The 16,512-nt window shown below is 62.8% G+C and carries 14 protein-coding genes and 1 riboswitch; of the genes, 6 read left to right on the plus strand and 8 right to left on the minus strand.

The window, feature by feature from the left end; genetic code table 11:
- The first annotated feature begins 51 nt into the window (after positions 1-51).
- The 3 genes from AB7E19_RS00470 to AB7E19_RS00480 all read left to right on the plus strand — a co-directional run bounded on the left by AB7E19_RS00470 (position 52) and on the right by AB7E19_RS00480 (position 7,716).
- Positions 52-1,194 carry a 3-phenylpropionate MFS transporter gene (locus AB7E19_RS00470; RefSeq protein ID WP_010673233.1) on the plus strand — a complete coding sequence of 381 codons (1,143 nt, stop codon included), beginning with the start codon at positions 52-54 and terminating at the stop codon, positions 1,192-1,194.
- A 63-nt stretch (positions 1,195-1,257) separates the two neighbouring features.
- A complete protein-coding gene (locus AB7E19_RS00475; protein WP_427934432.1) occupies positions 1,258-4,719 on the plus strand; it encodes a hybrid sensor histidine kinase/response regulator in 3,462 nt (1,153 codons plus the stop codon).
- Positions 4,720-4,920: 201 nt separating this feature from the next.
- Positions 4,921-5,007, plus strand: a riboswitch (cyclic di-GMP riboswitch).
- A 111-nt stretch (positions 5,008-5,118) separates the two neighbouring features.
- Positions 5,119-7,716, plus strand: a complete 2,598-nt coding sequence (locus tag AB7E19_RS00480; protein WP_322131512.1) for a glycosyl hydrolase family 18 protein — start codon at positions 5,119-5,121, stop codon at positions 7,714-7,716.
- A gap of 141 nt (positions 7,717-7,857) precedes the next feature.
- Here AB7E19_RS00480 and AB7E19_RS00485 read toward each other — a convergent pair whose 3' ends face one another.
- A complete protein-coding gene (locus AB7E19_RS00485; RefSeq protein ID WP_069651817.1) occupies positions 7,858-8,658 on the minus strand; it encodes a putative RNA methyltransferase in 801 nt (266 codons plus the stop codon).
- Positions 8,659-8,785: 127 nt separating this feature from the next.
- On the minus strand, positions 8,786-9,424 hold the full coding sequence (gene crp, locus AB7E19_RS00490) for a cAMP-activated global transcriptional regulator CRP (RefSeq protein WP_010673237.1): 639 nt from the start codon (positions 9,422-9,424) through the stop codon (positions 8,786-8,788).
- 374 nt (positions 9,425-9,798) lie between these two features.
- On the opposite strand from crp, the gene AB7E19_RS00495 reads away from it, so the two are divergent.
- A complete protein-coding gene (locus AB7E19_RS00495; protein ID WP_010673238.1) occupies positions 9,799-10,203 on the plus strand; it encodes an OsmC family protein in 405 nt (134 codons plus the stop codon).
- Positions 10,204-10,251: 48 nt separating this feature from the next.
- Positions 10,252-10,551: a hypothetical protein gene (locus AB7E19_RS00500; RefSeq protein WP_010673239.1), complete on the plus strand. Its 300-nt coding sequence runs from the start codon at positions 10,252-10,254 to the stop codon at positions 10,549-10,551.
- A 69-nt stretch (positions 10,552-10,620) separates the two neighbouring features.
- Here AB7E19_RS00500 and AB7E19_RS00505 read toward each other — a convergent pair whose 3' ends face one another.
- The 3 genes from AB7E19_RS00505 to AB7E19_RS00515 all read right to left on the minus strand — a co-directional run bounded on the left by AB7E19_RS00505 (position 10,621) and on the right by AB7E19_RS00515 (position 12,521).
- On the minus strand, positions 10,621-11,154 hold the full coding sequence (locus tag AB7E19_RS00505) for a lipoprotein (protein ID WP_043152620.1): 534 nt from the start codon (positions 11,152-11,154) through the stop codon (positions 10,621-10,623).
- 16 nt (positions 11,155-11,170) lie between these two features.
- Positions 11,171-12,040 carry a phosphoribulokinase gene (locus AB7E19_RS00510; RefSeq protein WP_010673241.1) on the minus strand — a complete coding sequence of 290 codons (870 nt, stop codon included), beginning with the start codon at positions 12,038-12,040 and terminating at the stop codon, positions 11,171-11,173.
- 235 nt (positions 12,041-12,275) lie between these two features.
- Complete coding sequence (locus tag AB7E19_RS00515) at positions 12,276-12,521, minus strand: YheU family protein (RefSeq protein WP_010673242.1); 246 nt, start codon at positions 12,519-12,521, stop codon at positions 12,276-12,278.
- An 89-nt stretch (positions 12,522-12,610) separates the two neighbouring features.
- Here AB7E19_RS00515 and AB7E19_RS00520 point away from each other — a divergent pair, with 89 nt between their 5' ends.
- Positions 12,611-13,762, plus strand: a complete 1,152-nt coding sequence (locus AB7E19_RS00520) for a membrane-associated sensor domain-containing protein (protein ID WP_427934437.1) — start codon at positions 12,611-12,613, stop codon at positions 13,760-13,762.
- Here the strand turns inward: AB7E19_RS00520 and AB7E19_RS00525 are convergent.
- From AB7E19_RS00525 to AB7E19_RS00535, 3 genes are all read right to left on the minus strand, one after another.
- Entirely contained in the window at positions 13,744-14,727 is a 984-nt protein-coding gene (locus tag AB7E19_RS00525) for a hydrolase (protein WP_322131514.1), read from the minus strand. The genes AB7E19_RS00520 and AB7E19_RS00525 overlap by 19 nt on opposite strands.
- Before the next feature lie 60 nt (positions 14,728-14,787).
- Positions 14,788-15,687, minus strand: a complete 900-nt coding sequence (locus AB7E19_RS00530) for a chemotaxis protein (RefSeq protein WP_322131516.1) — start codon at positions 15,685-15,687, stop codon at positions 14,788-14,790.
- A gap of 138 nt (positions 15,688-15,825) precedes the next feature.
- Positions 15,826-16,512, minus strand: coding sequence for a hypothetical protein (locus AB7E19_RS00535; protein WP_427934439.1), 687 nt, complete (start codon positions 16,510-16,512; stop codon positions 15,826-15,828).

The raw sequence follows: 16,512 nt of genomic DNA on the forward strand, positions 1-16,512 counted from the left end.
GTCCCGAAATCGGTTATCATTTGTGCCCCTTGTCATGCAGCCCGAGCCCCTATGCCCGCGTTCTCCTGGTTAGCCCTGTTTTTTGGCGCCTTCTACTTCGTTTATGGCGCCTACCTGCCGTTCTGGTCGCTCTGGCTGGAAGGCATCGGGGTGAGTACTGAACAGATAGGGCTGTTGCTGGGGGTGGGCATGGCCATCCGCTTTGCCGGCAACCTGATGGTGATGGGGCGAGTCAAGGGGGCCGGCCAGTTGCTGCCCGTCACCCGGCTGCTCTGTCTGCTGAGTCTGCTGGCCTTCCTCGGTTTCTATCTGGGCCACAGCCTCTGGTGGCTGGTGGTGCTGACCCTGGCGGCCAACTTCATCTACCCGACCCTGATGCCCATGGGAGAGGCGCTTGCCACCCGCATGGTGGTTCAGACTCACCTCGACTACGGCAAGGTGCGGCTGTGCGGCTCCTTTGCCTTTATCGTCGCCTCCACCCTGGTGGGGGCCCTGGTGGGCAACTTTGGCAGCGACTGGGTGCTGCACACCATGGTGGCCGGGCTGCTGATCATGCTGGGGCTCAGTCTGCTGCCGCTGCGACCCGCCCCCCGGGAGCTGCAAGGGGAGCGGGCCAAGGCCTCGTTGCTCGTCACGCTCAGGTCGGCACCGGTGCGCCGCTTCCTGCTCATCACCGCCCTGCTGCAGGGGAGCCATGCGGCCTACTACGGTTTCAGCGCCATCTACTGGAAGAGCGCCGGCTACAGCGGCACCCTGATCGGGTATCTCTGGGCTCTGGGAGTGGTGGCGGAGATCGCCATGTTCGCCGCGGACAAGCGCTTCCTCCAGCGCTTCGGCGCCCAGACCCTGTTTCTGGTGGGGGCCCTTGGCTGCGTGGTGCGCTGGGTGCTGCTCGGCAGTTCTACCGACCTGGCGGTGCTGGTGCTCGGCCAGCTGCTGCATGGGGTCACCTTCTGCGTCAGTCACCTCGGCGCCATCCGCTTCATGACCCGCCAGTTGCCCGCGGAGCAGCAGATCCCCACCCAGGCTCTCTATGCGGCGCTCGGCCTCGGCATGACGGTGGCGGCCCTGATGGCGATCTGCGGCGTGCTGTTCGAGCCGCTGGGAGGCGGCATCTTCTTTATCATGGTGCTGGTAGTGCTGCCGGTCTTCGTGTTGCGGCTGCGTGAAGAGAGCCCTGAACAGGGCCGATGACACAGGTCTGCCGGTCTCTGGCGCGGCAGGCCTCCGACTTATCTGGAAAAGGGAAGTAGAGAGATGCACCAAGGATGGCTGCTGATCGGGTTGTCGCTCGCCTATCTGGGCTTGCTGTTCCTCATCGCCTATGTGGCGGACAAGAACAAGCGCCGTCGCCCCAAGGGGCAGCCTCTGCTCTACAGCCTGTCGCTGGCGGTCTATTGCACCTCCTGGACCTTCTTCGGCACCGTGGGCCAGGCCAGCGAATCCCCCTGGTCGCCGGTGCCCATCTACCTGGGCCCCATGCTGGTGTTCCTGTTTGGCTGGCGCTTGCTGGCCCGCCTCATCCTGGTGGCCAAGCGCGAGCACATCACCTCCATCGCCGATTTCATCGCCGCCCGTTATGGCAAGTCCCAGCGCCTGGCCATGGTGATCAGCCTCATCGCCGTCATGGGGATACTTCCCTACCTGGTGCTGCAGCTCAAGGCGATCGTCACCGGGCTCGATCTGCTGATGGCCAACAGCACGGGGGTCAGCCCCACCAGCAACATGGCGGAGCTGGCGCTGGGGGTCACCCTGCTGCTGGCCCTGTTCAGCATTCTGTTCGGCACCCGCAACCTGGATGCCACCGAGCACCACAGGGGCATGGTGGTGGCCATCGCCTTCGAGTCCGTGGTCAAGCTGCTCGCCTTCATGGCGGTGGGGGGCTTTGCGCTCTGGCTCATCATCGCCAGACCGAGCGAGGCGCGTACCCTGGTGGCGGGCGACTTCCTCGATGCGGTGGTGGCGGTGACGCCGGGCGGCCTGCTGGAGCTCGCCATCTACACCCTGATCGCCATGTGCGCCGTCATCTGCCTGCCGCGCCAGTTTCACGTGACCGTGGTGGAGAACAACCAGGGGCAGGATCTGCACTGGGCCCGCTGGATCTTCCCCCTCTATCTCTTCCTGATGGGGCTCTTCATCTGGCCGCTGGCGCTGGCAGGCAAGCAGTGGGTCGGGGCAGACATGGCCTCGGACACCTATGTGATCAGCCTCCCCATGTCCCTCGGGTTCGACGGCATGGCGATGCTGGCATTTCTCGGCGGTACCTCGGCGGCCACCGGCATGGTGATCGTCTGCACCATCGCCCTGGCCATCATGGTGAGCAACGATCTGGTGTTGCCGGTCCTGCTGCGCCGGGTCTGGCAACAGGGGCGGGACGAGCGCCTGATGCGCTTGCTGCTGCAGGTGCGTCGGGGCGCCATCTTGCTGATTTTGCTGGCGGCCTGGGCGCTCTATCTCTGGCTCGGGGATCTCACCAGTCTGTCGCGCATCGGTTATCTTTCGTTCGGGGCCGTGGCCCAGTTCGCGCCAGCCCTGCTGCTCGGCCTGTACTGGCGTCATGGCAATCGCAAGGGGGTCTATCTCGGGCTCGCCCTCGGGGTCAGCCTCTGGTTCGTGACCCTGCTGGCGGAGAGCGGACTGCTGGCTGGCTCCCCTCTCGAAGCCCTGCTGGCGCCCCCAGACTGGCCGGCGGTGCGGGATCTGAGCCTGGGGGCCTGGTGCCTCTTCCTGAGTCTTCTGCTCAACCTGGTCGGCTATGTGGCGGGCTCTCTGCTGTCTCGGGCGGCGGTGAGCGAGCGGCTGCAGGCCGCCAACTTCGTCGGCAAGACGAGCCGGGACACCTCGGCGCTCTATCATGCGCGGGTCTCGGTGAAGGAGCTGGAGATGCTGGCGGCCCGCTTCGTCGGTTCCAGCCGCGTCAAGCGGGCCTTCGGCCGCTTCGCGGGCGAACGGGGAGGCACTCTGGCGCCCCAGATGCAGGCCTCCGCCGAGCTCATCGCTCACACGGAGCGACTGCTGGCCGGGGTGTTCGGTACCTCGTCCGCCCGCCTGGTGCTGGCCTCCGCCCTGCAGGGACGCAACATGCAGCTCGAGGAGATCGCCACCATAGTGGACGAGGCCTCCGACATGTTCCGCTTCAACCGCGGCCTGTTGCAGGGGGCAATCGAACACATGGGGCAGGGGATCTCCGTGGTGGACAGGGAGCTCAGGCTGGTGGCCTGGAACCGACGCTACATCGAGCTGTTCTCCTATCCCCCCGGTCTCATTCAGGTGGGCCGTTCCATCGAGGAGATCATCCGCTACAACTCCGGACAGGGGTTGTGCGGTCAGGGAGACATCGAAGCCCAGGTGGCGCGGCGGGTTGCCTTCATGAAGCGTGGCAGCCCCCATGTCTCGGCGCGGGAGCGTCCCGATGGCCGGGTCATCGAGATGCAGGGCAACCCCATGCCTGCGGGGGGCTTTGTCATGACCTTCACCGATATCACCCCGTTCAGGGCGGCGGAGCGGGTGCTGCGGGAAGCGAACGAGCACCTGGAGGCGCGGGTGGCCGAGCGCACCCACGAGCTCTCCGAACTCAACCGCCAACTGCTGCTGGTAAACCAGCAGGTGGAGCGGGCCAACCAGTCCAAGAGCCGGTTCCTTGCGGCGGTGAGCCACGACCTGACCCAGCCGCTGAACGCGGCCAAGCTCTTTACCTCCTCCTTGCTGGAGATGCTGCCCCCGGAGGACGAACCGGCCCGCATCGCTCACCACATCGACGACGCCCTGGGGGCGACCGAGGATCTCATCACGGATCTGCTGGACATCTCGCGCCTCGAGGCGGGCAAGTTCAAGGCGAAGAAACTCGATTTCGCCCTGAGCGATGTGCTGGACAATCTCAAGGCGGAATTCGGCGTGCTGGCCCAGGCCGGTGGGATCCAGTTCTCCGTGGTGGAGAGCCGCCTTGCGGTCTACAGCGATGTGCGCTTGCTGCGGCGGGTGTTGCAGAACTTCCTCACCAACGCATTTCGCTACAACCCCGGCGGTCGGGTGCTGCTCGGCTGTCGCCGTATGGGGGATAAGGTGCGCATCGAGGTGTGGGACAACGGCCCCGGCATCCCGGAGGGCAAGCAGGAGGCGATCTTCGACGAGTTTTCCCGCCTCGATCACTCCCGCACCGCCAGGGAGCAGGGGCTTGGCCTCGGGCTCGCCATCGCCCGCGGCATTTCGCTGGTGCTGGGTCATCAGCTCTCCCTGCGCAGCTGGCCCGGAGCGGGGTCCGTCTTTGCCATCACCCTGAACCTCGCGACCCGGCCCGTCATCCCCAGCCAGGTGACGACCCCGGCCCTGCGAGACAGCCAGCTGGAAGGGGTCAGGATCCTCTGCATCGACAACGAGGAGGATATCCTCATCGCCATGGCCTCGCTGCTGGGACGCTGGGGCTGCGAGGTGCGCTGTGCCCAGAGCCTGGAGCAGGCGGAAGAGATCATCGGCGGCGGCTTCCTGCCTGCGCTGGTGCTGTCGGATTATCACCTGGATGACGGCAAGACCGGGTTGCAGGCGCTGCACATGATCAGGCTGGCCCACGGCAACGGTATCGGCGGCATCATCATCAGTGCGGATCGCAAGAGCGAGTTGCAGGCACAGATCCGTGAGCACGGCTTCGGCTACGTGAGCAAACCGGTCAAACCTCTCAAGCTGCGCGCACTGATGAACAGCCTGCTGATGCCGGTTCAGTGACTGGTCTCACAGAATCGAGCATTGGCTGAACATTTTCTGGATGCCATCCAGGCGTCATGATCGCCGATGATGGCGTCTCTTTCGTTGTTATTTTCAGGTTTTGGTGAAAGTTGAGTCCCTTTGGGTGTCACTTTTGGCAGGTGGCACCCGAGCGACTCTCCTCTATAGTCATTCGGCGATTATTTTTGTCGCAAATCAAGTTGTGCAAAAAGGCAAACCGGATGAAAGTCCGGGACGCAAAGCTTCCGGTCTAAGGGTCTGCGTACCTAGGATAGCGGGGCCACCACAGGTTGTATCGTCCATGGGCCAAGCCATGGTTGCGATGTTGTCTGCGTTACCTGGCAGGTTGCGTTGCCTTTTTCGTTGTTAATTCCAATAACGAAATAAGGAAGTTCAAATATGTTAAGTCCAAAACTTTCCCTGCTGGCGCTTCTGGTCGGGGGGCTTTGCACTACCTCCGCCTTCGCCGCTGCCCCGGGCAAACCCACCATTGGCTCCGGCCCCACCAAGTTTGCCATCGTTGAAGTCAATCAGGCCGCTTCGGCCTACAACCAGCTGGTGACCGTCCACAAGGATGGCGCTCCCGTCAGCGTGACCTGGAACCTCTGGTCCGGTGACGTCGGACAGACCGCCAAGGTACTGCTGGATGGCAAGGAGGTGTGGTCAGGCCCGGCCTCCGCCGCGGGTACCGCCAACTTCAAGGTCACCAAGGGGGGGCGTTACCAGATGCAGGTGGCCCTGTGCAACGCCGACGGCTGCACCCTCTCCGACAAGAAGGAGCTGATGGTCGCCGATACCGACGGCAGCCACCTGGCGCCGCTCAATGCGCCCCTCAAGGAGAACAACAAGCCCTACGCCAACAAGTCCGGCAAGGTGGTGGGGGCCTACTACGTGGAGTGGGGTGTCTATGGTCGCAAGTTCACCGTGGACAAGATCCCGGCCCAGAACCTGACCCATATTCTCTACGGCTTCACCCCCATCTGCGGTGGCAACGGCATCAACGACAGCCTCAAAGAGATCTCCGGCAGCTTCGAGGCGTTGCAGCGCTCCTGTGCGGGCCGCGAAGACTTCAAGGTCTCCATCCATGATCCCTGGGCGGCGATCCAGATGTCCCAAGGCAACCTCAGCGCCTGGGATGAGCCCTACAAGGGCAACTTCGGCAACCTGATGGCCCTCAAACAGGCCCACCCGGACCTCAAGATCCTGCCGTCTGTCGGCGGATGGACCCTCTCCGATCCCTTCTATTTCCTGGGTGACAAGACCAAGCGCGATACCTTCGTCGCCTCGGTCAAAGAGTTCCTGCAGACCTGGAAATTCTTCGACGGCGTGGACATCGACTGGGAGTTCCCGGGCGGACAGGGGGCCAACCCCAGCCTGGGCGGCCCGAATGACGGCGCCACCTATGTGGTGCTGATGAAGGAGTTGCGAGCCATGCTCGATGAACTGGAAGCCGAGACCGGCCGCCAGTATGAGCTGACCTCGGCCATCAGCGCCGGCGGTGACAAGATTGCCAAGGTGGATTATCAGGCGGCCCAGCAGTACATGGACCACATCTTCCTGATGAGCTACGACTTCAGCGGCGCCTTCGACTTGACGAATCTGGCCCACCAGACCAACCTCTTTGCCTCCAGCTGGGATCCGGCCACCAAGTACACCACCGACAAGGGCGTCAAGGCGCTGCTGGGTCAGGGGGTGACACCGGGCAAGATTGTGGTGGGGGCGGCCATGTATGGCCGTGGCTGGACCGGAGTGAAGAACTACCAGGCCGGCAACCCCTTCACCGGCACCGCTACCGGACCGGTGAGCGGTACCTGGGAAAATGGCGTAGTGGATTACCGCGACATCGTCAACAACCGCATGGGCGCAGGCTGGGAGCAGGGCTATGACGAGTCGGCCGAGGCCCCCTATGTCTTCAAGGCCAGCAGTGGCGACCTCATCACCTTTGACAACGACCGCTCGGTCAAGGCCAAGGGGCAGTACGTGCTGGCGAACCAGCTCGGCGGTCTGTTCGCCTGGGAAATTGATGCGGACAACGGCGACATCCTCAACGCCATGCACGAGGGGCTGGGCCACGGCGAGGGTACGCTGCCGCCGGTCAACAAGCCGCCGGTTGCCAATGCCGGTAGCGATCTGAGTGCCACCGGCCCGGCCGAGGTGACCCTCAACGGCAGCGCCTCCCACGATCCGGAAAACGGGGCGCTGACCTACAGCTGGAAACAGGTCTCCGGACCCCAGGCCAGCCTGCTGGATGCCACCCAGGCCAAAGCCCGTGCGGTACTGGATGCCGTCAGCAGCGACATCAATCTGGTGTTCGAGCTGACCGTGACCGACGATCAGGGGCTCTCGGCCAAGGATCAGGTGGTGGTCACCAACAAGGCGCCGCAGCCGAACCTGCCCCCCGTGGTCAGCGTACCGGCCAGTGCGACCGTCGAGGCCGGCAAGCAGGTGAGCATCAAGGCCACCGCTTCCGACCCCAATGGTGATGCCTTGAGCTATCAGTGGACAGTGCCGGCCGGGCTCAGCGCCACCGGTCTGGACAGCGCGACCCTGGTAGTAACGGGCTCGAACGTGACCAGTGATACGGCCTACGATCTGACCCTGGTGGTCACCGATGGGGCGCTGGATGCCACAGCCGTTACCCGCCTGACCGTCAAGCCGGCCAGTACAGGTGGTGGCTGCGAGGCCAGCGATCCGGATGCGGCCAACCATCCGGCCTGGAGTGCTGGTACCGTCTACAACACCAATGACAAGGTGAGCCACAAGCAACTGGTGTGGCAGGCCAAGTATTGGACCCAGGGCAACGAGCCGAGCCGCACCGCCGATCAGTGGAAACTGGTGAGCCAGGTGCAACTGAGTTGGGATGCCGGAGTGGTCTACAACGGCGGTGATGTCACCAGCCACAACGGCCGCAAGTGGAAGGCCCAGTACTGGACCAAGGGCGATGAGCCCGGCAAGGCCGCCGTCTGGGTCGATCAGGGCGCGGCGAGCTGCAACTGATCTGCCGTGATGAAAAATGGGGCCGAGGGCCCCATTTTTTGTCTTGCTGCGTGGTCGGGTGTCTCTTCCCTGTCAGGGGAAAGGCGCACTCGCTTTGTCAAAAAGGCCCGTCAGGGCTTTTTTTCATGGTATGTCACCGGTTCACAGCGGTTTTTGCCACAGGCTGAGCAGCAGATCCTGCTCGAGGGCGTCGGGCCCCTGGTGGGTGAAGGCGTGGCGCTGCTCGCCGCTGGCACGCCAGCCGAGGCGACTGGTCTCCAGAATGTGCTCGCGAAGGCCCTGATCCAGCGCCGTACTGAACTGGGCGCGTTGCTGGGCAACACTGACGAGCCCGGTGAAGGCAGGCCAGCTCAGGGGATGTTCCATGCTCACCGGATTGAGGCTGACGCGCAATTGCCACTGATGGCGAGGGCCGGGTTGCACGTGGAGCAGATAGCCGCCCGGCGCCAGCCAGCTGACCAGGAGTTCCGTCTTGACCTTGAGGTCGTTGACCAGCAGCACCTGGGCCGTGCCAGGCAGCAGCGGGGCGCGCGCCGGGTCGGCGATGACGAACTGGCCTTCCGGTTGCGCCTTGTTGGCGGCGAAGATGGCATTCTTGGCCAGATCGAAACCGCCGACCTGCCAGCCGGGCAGCCGCTCAGCCAGGGCACGGCAGTAGTACCCCTCGCCACAGCCGAGGTGGACAAGCTCGCGCTCGCCAAGAGGAGCGAGCAGGTTCGCCATGGCGTCCACCAGAGGCAGTTGGTGGCCTTGTTCCAGGAAGCGGCGCTTGGCGCGCAGCAGGGCCCGGCTGTCGCTGTCCTTGGGGTTCTTCTTGCCGGGGATGAGGTCCAGATAGCCTTCCGGTGCGGGATCGAAGTGGTGCTTGTTGTCGCAATAGACCCCGCGGGAGGCGGCATGAAGGTGCAGGGGGCTGCGGCAAAGGGGGCATTGAAGGTGCATAGGAGTTCTCTTGGCGAAGGCCATGACGGCGGGGCGTTCGGGATTATAGGGGAGAGGATCGGAAAAGGCTGCCATGGGCAGCCTTTTTATCCAACGGCGCTGTGCGGGCGCCGTCGGCGGAACCCGGTCAGCGGGTACCAAACACCACTATGGTCTTGCCGTGGGCGGAGATGAGCTCCTGCTCTTCCAGCATCTTGAGGATGCGGCCGACGGTTTCACGGGAGCAGCCGACGATCTGGCCGATCTCCTGGCGGGTGATCTTGATCTGCATGCCATCCGGGTGGGTCATGGCATCCGGCTGTTTGGCCAGGTTGAGCAGGGTCTGGGCAATGCGGCCGGTCACGTCCAGGAAGGCGAGGTTGCCGACCTTCTGGCTGGTGTGCTGCAGGCGCTTGGCCATTTGACCGGATAGACGCATCAGGATGTCCGGGTTGACCTGGATCAGCTGGCGGAACTTCTTGTAGGAGATCTCGGCGACTTCACAGGCGCCTTTGGCACGTACCCAGGCGGAACGCTCCGGATTCTCGTTCTCTTCGAACATCCCCATCTCGCCCAGGAAATCCCCCTGATTCAGGTAGGAGAGGATCATCTCCTTGCCTTCGTCATCCTTGATCAGGACGGCGACGGTGCCCTTGACGATGTAGTAGAGGGTTTCCGCTTTTTCACCGGCGTGGATCAGGGTGCTCTTGGCGGGATACTTATGAATGTGGCAATGCGACAAGAACCACTCAAGGGTGGGATCGCTTTGCGGTTTGCCAATGATCATGAGACTTCCTCTGTAGTGTCATTTTTATGGACTGTGCGTCCAGGCAAGTTGCCAAGCTTGCCATTCCTTACTCTTTGGTCGCAGTAGAATAAGAGCCTTTGCCTGTGCTGACAAGGCTTTGGGGTTTTGCCGTCCACCGGTGAGCCGCCATCTGCTGCGTCGTCCGGGGCATTCTAGGCAAGAAGAGGAGGTCGGATGTTGATTTCGATCTATTTCCCTTTGGGTCGTCGTCCGTTTCGCAGGAGAGGCTGCTGTCGCCACAAACGGGGCTTTATCGTCGGGAACGGGCAAGATCCTGGCGCATGTGCCACTCGACCCCGGCTTGAGGTATGCTATGGGCGTTAGAACCGTCGTCATTGAGAGGAAAATGAGAGATGAAAGCCAAGGTCAGCTGGGTGGAAGGCATGAAGTTTGTGGGGGAGAGCGAGTCCGGTCATCAGGTGACCCTGGATGGCGCCAACCCGGGTGAAGGTGCCAGCCCGATGGAGATGATCCTGCTGGCTGTCGGCGGTTGCAGCTCCATCGATGTGGTCTCCATCCTGGAGAAGGCCCGTCAGTCAGTGACCGCCTGCCATGTAGAACTGGAAGGGACCCGCGCCGATACCGTTCCCCGGGTATTTGAGCAGATCCACCTCAAGTTCGTGGTGACCGGCAAGGGGCTGGCGGAGAAGCAGGTCGCCCGTGCGGTGGATCTGTCCATGGAAAAATATTGTTCAGTTTCCCTGATGTTGGAAAAAGCGGTAGAAATTACCCATAGTTATCAAATTCTTGAGGGTTGACCGCTATAGTTTGTCCCGTCGATAACGCCATGACATAAGGAAAGTGCGATGAAAAAAATGATGATGTTGCTTCCCCTGTTCGGTCTGGCCGCCTGCAGCATGCCGCAGCCGACCCAGTATCAATACAGCCAGTATCAGTGCGGGGAAGAGTTGCTGGCCATCACCTATGATGCCCAGGCCGACATGGTGCAGTTCCCTTATGCCGGTGTCTATCACAAGCTGGGGCGCATCGAGTCGCCCAAAGAGACTGCCAGCTATTCCGACGGGGTGACTACCTTCTCCCGTCAGGACAAGCAGGCTACCCTGGTCAAGAGCGGTGTGACCCAGCTGACCTGCGAGTTGAAGTGACCCTGATGCCGTCACGGCGTGCATGGAAAACGGCCTGCGTGAAGCAGGCCGTTTTTGTTGAAAGAGACATCAGTCTGACGGTAGCGAGCCCAGCAACTGGGCGGCCAGTTGCTGGCTAAGCTGGCCACGAGCTTCCTCTGCGACAGGCACGTCGCTGGCGAGCTGGATGGCGCTGCTCCACACCGCTTTCTGGCTATGCCCGTCGAGCAGCACGACGGCCAGGGTCCCCTTGCGGGCATTGGCGGCGGCGTTCAGGCCCGGTGTCATGCCGAGGCGGGAGAAGATCTCGCCATCGCTCATGTCCTGGCTGCCAGCTACCCCGATGGCGACCCAGACGTCGGCCTCATCCAGGGGAACGCTGCGCCAGCCTTTGCCGTCCAGTTGCCGGATGACGGCCTGCTGTACCGGCTCGAGCCAGGGCGCGGCGCTGTTGCCCGCATACTGGAATTGTTCGGCCAGCGCATAGCGTGGTGTCGCCCCGTAGGTCCAATGCTCCGCCGGGCGAACCACCATGGTGCCCGTTTCGACCGTGGGGGCGGCGGGGCCGGAGCTGCAACCCCCCAGCAGGGTTGCCAGCGTGAATGAGAGAAGTGCAGCGCGCATCATTAAGCTCCTTGGCTCAGGTGATCTTGCCCGTTTCGATCAGTTGCTGGATCAGGGGGCGCAGGATCAGTTCCATTGCGAAGCCCATCTTGCCACCCGGCACGACGATGGTGTTCATCCTGGACATGAAGGCGCCGTCTATCATCGACAGCAGGTAGGGGAAGTCCACCTGCTTGATGCCCCGAAACCTGATCACCAGCATACTCTCGTCCAGGCTGGGTATCACCTTGGCGCTGAAAGGGTTGGAAGTATCGACGGTCGGCACCCGCTGGAAGTTGATGTGGGTGCGGGAGAACTGCGGCGTGATGAAGTTGATGTAGTCGTCCATGGAACGCACGATGGAGTCGGTCACCGCCTCGCGGGAGTGGCCGCGTTCCGAGGTGTCGCGAATGAGCTTCTGGATCCACTCCAGGTTGACGATGGGCACCACGCCGATGAGAAAGTCCACGTGCCGCGCCACGTTGTGCTCCCCCGTGACCACGCCGCCATGCAGTCCTTCGTAGAACAGCAGATCCGTCTCGCCGGGCAGATCCTGCCAGGGGGTGAAGGTGCCAGGCATCTGGTTGAAAGGCACCGCCTCGTCGAAGCTGTGCAGATAGCGCCGATACTGGCCGGTGCCGCTCTGGCCATACTCCTGGAAAAAGGACTCCAGCAGACCGAAGTCGTTGGCCTCAGGGCCGAAGTAGCTGATATGCCGCCCCTGCTCCCGGGCCTTGCGGATAGCCACGTCCATCTCGGGCCTGGTGTAGCGGTGAAAACTGTCCCCCTCGACCACGGCCGCCTTGTATCCAAGCTGGTGGAACATGGAGCGGAAGGCGTTGGTGGAGGTGGAAGTACCGGCACCGGACGAACCGGTGACCGCGATGATGGGATGCTTGGCGGACATAGAATTCTCTCTTCCTTGGGAGTTCCGTTATAAGGGGTGGCCCAAAGTGCGGTCAAGTGCGCCGTCATCCTCCCGCTGCCCCCACGCTTCCCGGCAATAGCGGTGAACAAGGGCTGCCCTGTGCTCTGGGTACGTTGGAATAGGTGCTGCTGGGTGGCGAACTGGTCATGCGGCCTGATGATGCGAGTTGGATAGGGGGAGGGCGGGGTGAGCCGCCCGATAAGCCGTGACCGCGTTACGCTTGGGGGAAGTCGTCAGTGGGTGACTTGCTTAAATGAGTCTTTGGGACGACATTGACACTTTCGTGCAGCTCGCTGTAGACAAGCACGGCGCTACCTTGTAGCAATTGTTGCCTGACTGCTTCGACCTTGTCGGTCAGGCTGACATCCTGTTCACCGTATTCGGTGCCTTCTTGCAGCACAAAGTGTTCGAGCAGGTTGGTGAGGGTGTCCGGCTCCAGTTCTTGCCAGGGGATAATCATGATTTCATCTTCACTCAGTGGGTTGCGGATATTGTCGGTGTCTGGTCGGCAAGCGCAAGGGATTTGTCTCGTTTTGGACGAGGGGTGCCATGCAATCCATTGACGCACGCCGACCCTCCGGTCAATTCGAACAGCACCTGTTCGATGCCCGCCGCCGCGCCCTGAGCGCCGGTTTGCGCTGGTACTGGGTCATCAATCTCATCGCCCTCGTATTTCTGCTGACCCGCTTCTACATCTATCGGGATGCACACCTGGTACTGGTCGGCAACCTGCCCTGGTCCTACAAATGGCAGCTCTTTGCCATGATAGGTGTTGGCCTGCTGCTGCCGCTCGGGTGGGGCTGGCTCTCCCGTCAATCCCATGCCATCTGGCTGGTGTCCCTGTGCGTCTGTGCCCTGGCCTGGGGGCTGGCCTGGGCCATGGTGGGTTACACCATCTCGATCGTCGACTTGAAGGGGGGCTTCAGTTTCATTTTCAACATGGTCAGTCTGTTGCTGCTGACCGGTCTCGTCGCCGCGTATTGCGATGTGCGGCTGTTTTACGCACTGGTGTCGGTCCCCCTGCTGTTCTTGTTGGTGAGAGCCTCCTGGAGTCCTGAGCCCTTTGTTCTGGTCAACACCATAGTGGTCGGGGTCTTGCTGGTGGTACTGGAGACGGGGCGGCGCATGCTCAACGGCTGGTTCGAGCTTGCGGTGTCAAGGGAACACGACAACTTGATGCTGGCAAACAAGATGAATGCCATGGCCAACCGGGATCCCCTGACCGGCATAGCCAACCGTCGCCACTTCGATCAGGCGTGCAAGCGTGCCATTGCGCAAGGCACCACCCAGGATGTACCGCTCACCGTGATCCTGCTCGATGTGGATTTCTTCAAGCGCTACAACGATCGCTATGGGCATCAGGCGGGGGATGAGTGCCTGATCCTGGTGGCCGAGTGCCTGGAGGAGAGTGTGCGGGAGCCCGGCGATCTGGTGGCGCGCTACGGGGGAGAGGAGTTCGTGGTGTTGCTGCAGGAGACGACGCTGGCCGGTGGCCAGGAGGTGGCGGAGCGCATTCGCGCTACGCTGGCGGCCAGGGCTCTGCCCCATGAGGATTCCGACGTAGCCCCCCACCTCACCCTGAGCCAGGGGATAGCCCAGTGGCGAGCCGGGGAGAGCCTCGTCATGCTGCTCGAGCGGGTCGATGGCGCCCTCTATCAGGCCAAGGAAGAGGGACGCAACGGTTACCGGTTCGCGCCCTGAGTCTGTTCCCGCAACCACTGGCTGATGCGCTCATCCAGCCAGAAGCGGGGGCGCCAGGGAGAGCCGTGCAGGAAGCCCACGTGGCCGCCCTGGCGGCTCAGCTCGTAGCGCACCAGAGGGGAGAGCTGCTCCGCCGCCGGAATGACGGCATCGGTCATGAAGGGATCGTCGGCGGCGTGAATGATGAGGGTCGGGATGGGAATGCGGGCCAGCAGGCCCAGGCCGGAGCAGGTCTGGTAGTAGTGATCGGCGCTTTCGAAACCATGGAGCGGTGCCGTCACCAGCTCGTCGAACTCCCTCAGTGTGGCGATGCGGGTGATCTGGGTCGGCTGCCAGCGCGCCCGTGCTGCGCTCTGGCGCCGGATCTTGCTTTGCAGGTTGGTTCGCATGGTGCGCAGCAGGTAGTTCTGATAGACCCGTGAGAAGCCCTGATTGACCCGATCGGCACAGCTTGCCAGTTGCAGCGGGGCCGACACTACCACCGCCGCCTTCAATGGTGCCGGGCAGGCCCGCGCCAGCAGATTGACCAGCATGTTGCCCCCCAGGGAATAGCCGATGGCGACCAGGGGGCGGCCAGGAAAACGCCGCTCCAGCTCGGCAATCACGGCCTGGGCGTCCTCGATGGCGCCTGAGTGATAGGCCTGCAGCAGCCGGTTCGGCTCGCCACTGCACCCCCGAAAGTGCATCAGCACCGCCTCGTTCCCTTGCCGCTGCAGGTGGGCAAAGAGCCCCTTGGCATAGTGGGAGTGAATGCTCCCCTCCAGTCCGTGGAACACCACCACCAGGGGTTGTTCATCCTGGCCGGGTTTGCCGCTCCAGGCCAGATCGACGAAATCGCCGTCCGGGAGTTCGAAGCGCTCCTGGATGAAGCGGGCAGGCGAGCGGCGCAGCCACTTGGGCAAAATGGTTTGCAGATGGGGGTTGCGCGCCCACCAGGGGGCGTGGAAGTGGCTTTCTGTCAACATGCAGCGACTCGGAAGAGCAAGGAGGAAAAGGGGGCGGCGAGCCCTTGGCTCGCCGCGACATCAGGCCATCAGGCGATCGTGGTGCTCGGCGCCGCGCAGCATGGCCTGGATCAGTTCGTTGGCTTCAAACTTAGTGAGCGCCTCGTGGGCGCCGACCTGATGGGCCCGCTCCACGCTGATCTCGCTGGAGAGGGAGGTGTGCAGGATGATGTAGGCTCCCGCCAGCTTGGCATCGCTCTGCACCTCGAAGGCCAGCTCGTAACCATCCAGCCCCGGCATCTCGATATCGCTCACCAGGATGTCGATCCGCGTGCCCTGGGAGACCCGGGTCTGCATCAGGGTGAGGGCGTCACGTCCGTTGGTGCAGACCTCGTAGGGGATGTTGATGTAATCGAGCGCCGCCATGAGCTGGCGACGGGCGACGGAGGAGTCGTCCACCAGCAGGATCCGCATCGGCTTGAGCCGCTCGCGCTGCACGTCGGTCAGCACGGGGTAGAGATGGCTGGGATCGTCCGGATAGACCCGCGACAGGATGAGCTCCACATCCAGCAACTGGATCAGCTGCTCTCCCACCCGGGTCACGCCGGTGACGAAGACGTTCTGTCCCAAGGAGGGAGGGGGCGGCTCGATGTCACGCCAGTTGCACTCGGTGATCTTGTCGATGCCCCGCACCAGAAAGCCCACCAGGGTGCGGCGGCAATCGGTGATGATGATGAAGCAGCGGGGCATCTCCTCCCGGCTGATGGGGCGGTAGCCCACGGCCATTGCCATGTCGATCACCGGGATGGTGGTGCCGCGCATGCTGGCGGCCCCGAGCACGGTGGGATGGGATTGTGGCAGGGCGGTGAGCTGGGTGTAGGGCACGATCTCCTTCACCTTGAGGGTACCGATGGCGAAGGATTGTCTGGCAGAGAGGTGGAACAGCAACATGCCCTGGGATTGGTTGGCCTTGCTCGTCATGGCGGATGTCCTGTTGATCTAGTCGGTGACGGTCAATCGGGTGTTCAGCATAAAGGATGGTGACATGAATGACTCCTTTGTTGTTAGCGGCGGTGAGCCGCAAAACTGGATTTCTTTTGCCATCCTTTTATGCCTCTCTTATCGGGTCGCGGACGGCTGAGGGGAGAGGGGCGCCCCGAGCCATTGCAGATGAGCCTCGGCCAGCGCGCTTTCATCCCGATAACCCAGCCTGCTCACCACCTGTGACGGTGTGCTGCCACTTCGCAGCAGGCGAATCCCCTGCAACAGTTGCCACTGATCCTTCAGTGCCCGGGCGTCCGGGCCCTCGAGACCGCGAGTGCCCAGCAGGGTCTGCCAGGCAGCCACGCTATCCGGCTGCGCTCTGGCCAGGGCTTGCCAGGCATCTTGCAGTGCCTGATCCCCCAGTGACGAGATGGTGCAGCCGTGCAACTCATCTCCCACCACTTGCAGCCGCTGCCCATAGGGGCCTTGCCAGTCGCGTGGGCGTGACCAGACCGCCAGGCTGTCCAGCAGTGCGTCCATCAACGGGCTTGCCTGCAACCAGCCAGCCTGGGCGGGCTGGGGCACCCGCACGGAGCAGGCCAGCAGATCATGCTGGCAGCCAGCCAGAGGGGTGAAGGCGGCGAGGGCATCGGCACAGAGCCAGAAGTGGCTGCCAGGTGTCAGCAGCAGCTCATGGGCACCCAATTTCAGCAGCGCCACCCCCTGGGTGACGCGCAGCAATTGGCCCATGGGGGAGCGCTTGCGGGGGCCGACCTGAAGGGTGGAAGTGGAAAAATGCTGATATTCGATGGCGTGATGCAT

The sequence above is a fragment of the Aeromonas sp. genome (genome assembly GCF_050252055.1).
GTDB classification, from domain to species: Bacteria; Pseudomonadota; Gammaproteobacteria; order Enterobacterales; family Aeromonadaceae; genus Aeromonas; species Aeromonas caviae.

What these genes read in the sequence shown, in the direction of transcription:
- AB7E19_RS00470 (WP_010673233.1), top strand. Translation starts at nt 52, where the DNA reads ATGCCCGCGTTCTCCTGGTTAGCCCTGTTTTTTGGCGCCTTCTACTTC.
- AB7E19_RS00475 (WP_427934432.1), top strand. Translation starts at nt 1,258, where the DNA reads ATGCACCAAGGATGGCTGCTGATCGGGTTGTCGCTCGCCTATCTGGGC.
- AB7E19_RS00480 (WP_322131512.1), top strand. Translation starts at nt 5,119, where the DNA reads ATGTTAAGTCCAAAACTTTCCCTGCTGGCGCTTCTGGTCGGGGGGCTT.
- AB7E19_RS00485 (WP_069651817.1), bottom strand. Translation starts at nt 8,658, where the DNA reads ATGCACCTTCAATGCCCCCTTTGCCGCAGCCCCCTGCACCTTCATGCC.
- crp (WP_010673237.1), bottom strand. Translation starts at nt 9,424, where the DNA reads ATGATCATTGGCAAACCGCAAAGCGATCCCACCCTTGAGTGGTTCTTG.
- AB7E19_RS00495 (WP_010673238.1), top strand. Translation starts at nt 9,799, where the DNA reads ATGAAAGCCAAGGTCAGCTGGGTGGAAGGCATGAAGTTTGTGGGGGAG.
- AB7E19_RS00500 (WP_010673239.1), top strand. Translation starts at nt 10,252, where the DNA reads ATGAAAAAAATGATGATGTTGCTTCCCCTGTTCGGTCTGGCCGCCTGC.
- AB7E19_RS00505 (WP_043152620.1), bottom strand. Translation starts at nt 11,154, where the DNA reads ATGCGCGCTGCACTTCTCTCATTCACGCTGGCAACCCTGCTGGGGGGT.
- AB7E19_RS00510 (WP_010673241.1), bottom strand. Translation starts at nt 12,040, where the DNA reads ATGTCCGCCAAGCATCCCATCATCGCGGTCACCGGTTCGTCCGGTGCC.
- AB7E19_RS00515 (WP_010673242.1), bottom strand. Translation starts at nt 12,521, where the DNA reads ATGATTATCCCCTGGCAAGAACTGGAGCCGGACACCCTCACCAACCTG.
- AB7E19_RS00520 (WP_427934437.1), top strand. Translation starts at nt 12,611, where the DNA reads ATGCAATCCATTGACGCACGCCGACCCTCCGGTCAATTCGAACAGCAC.
- AB7E19_RS00525 (WP_322131514.1), bottom strand. Translation starts at nt 14,727, where the DNA reads ATGTTGACAGAAAGCCACTTCCACGCCCCCTGGTGGGCGCGCAACCCC.
- AB7E19_RS00530 (WP_322131516.1), bottom strand. Translation starts at nt 15,687, where the DNA reads ATGACGAGCAAGGCCAACCAATCCCAGGGCATGTTGCTGTTCCACCTC.
- AB7E19_RS00535 (WP_427934439.1), bottom strand. Translation starts at nt 16,512, where the DNA reads ATGCATCACGCCATCGAATATCAGCATTTTTCCACTTCCACCCTTCAG.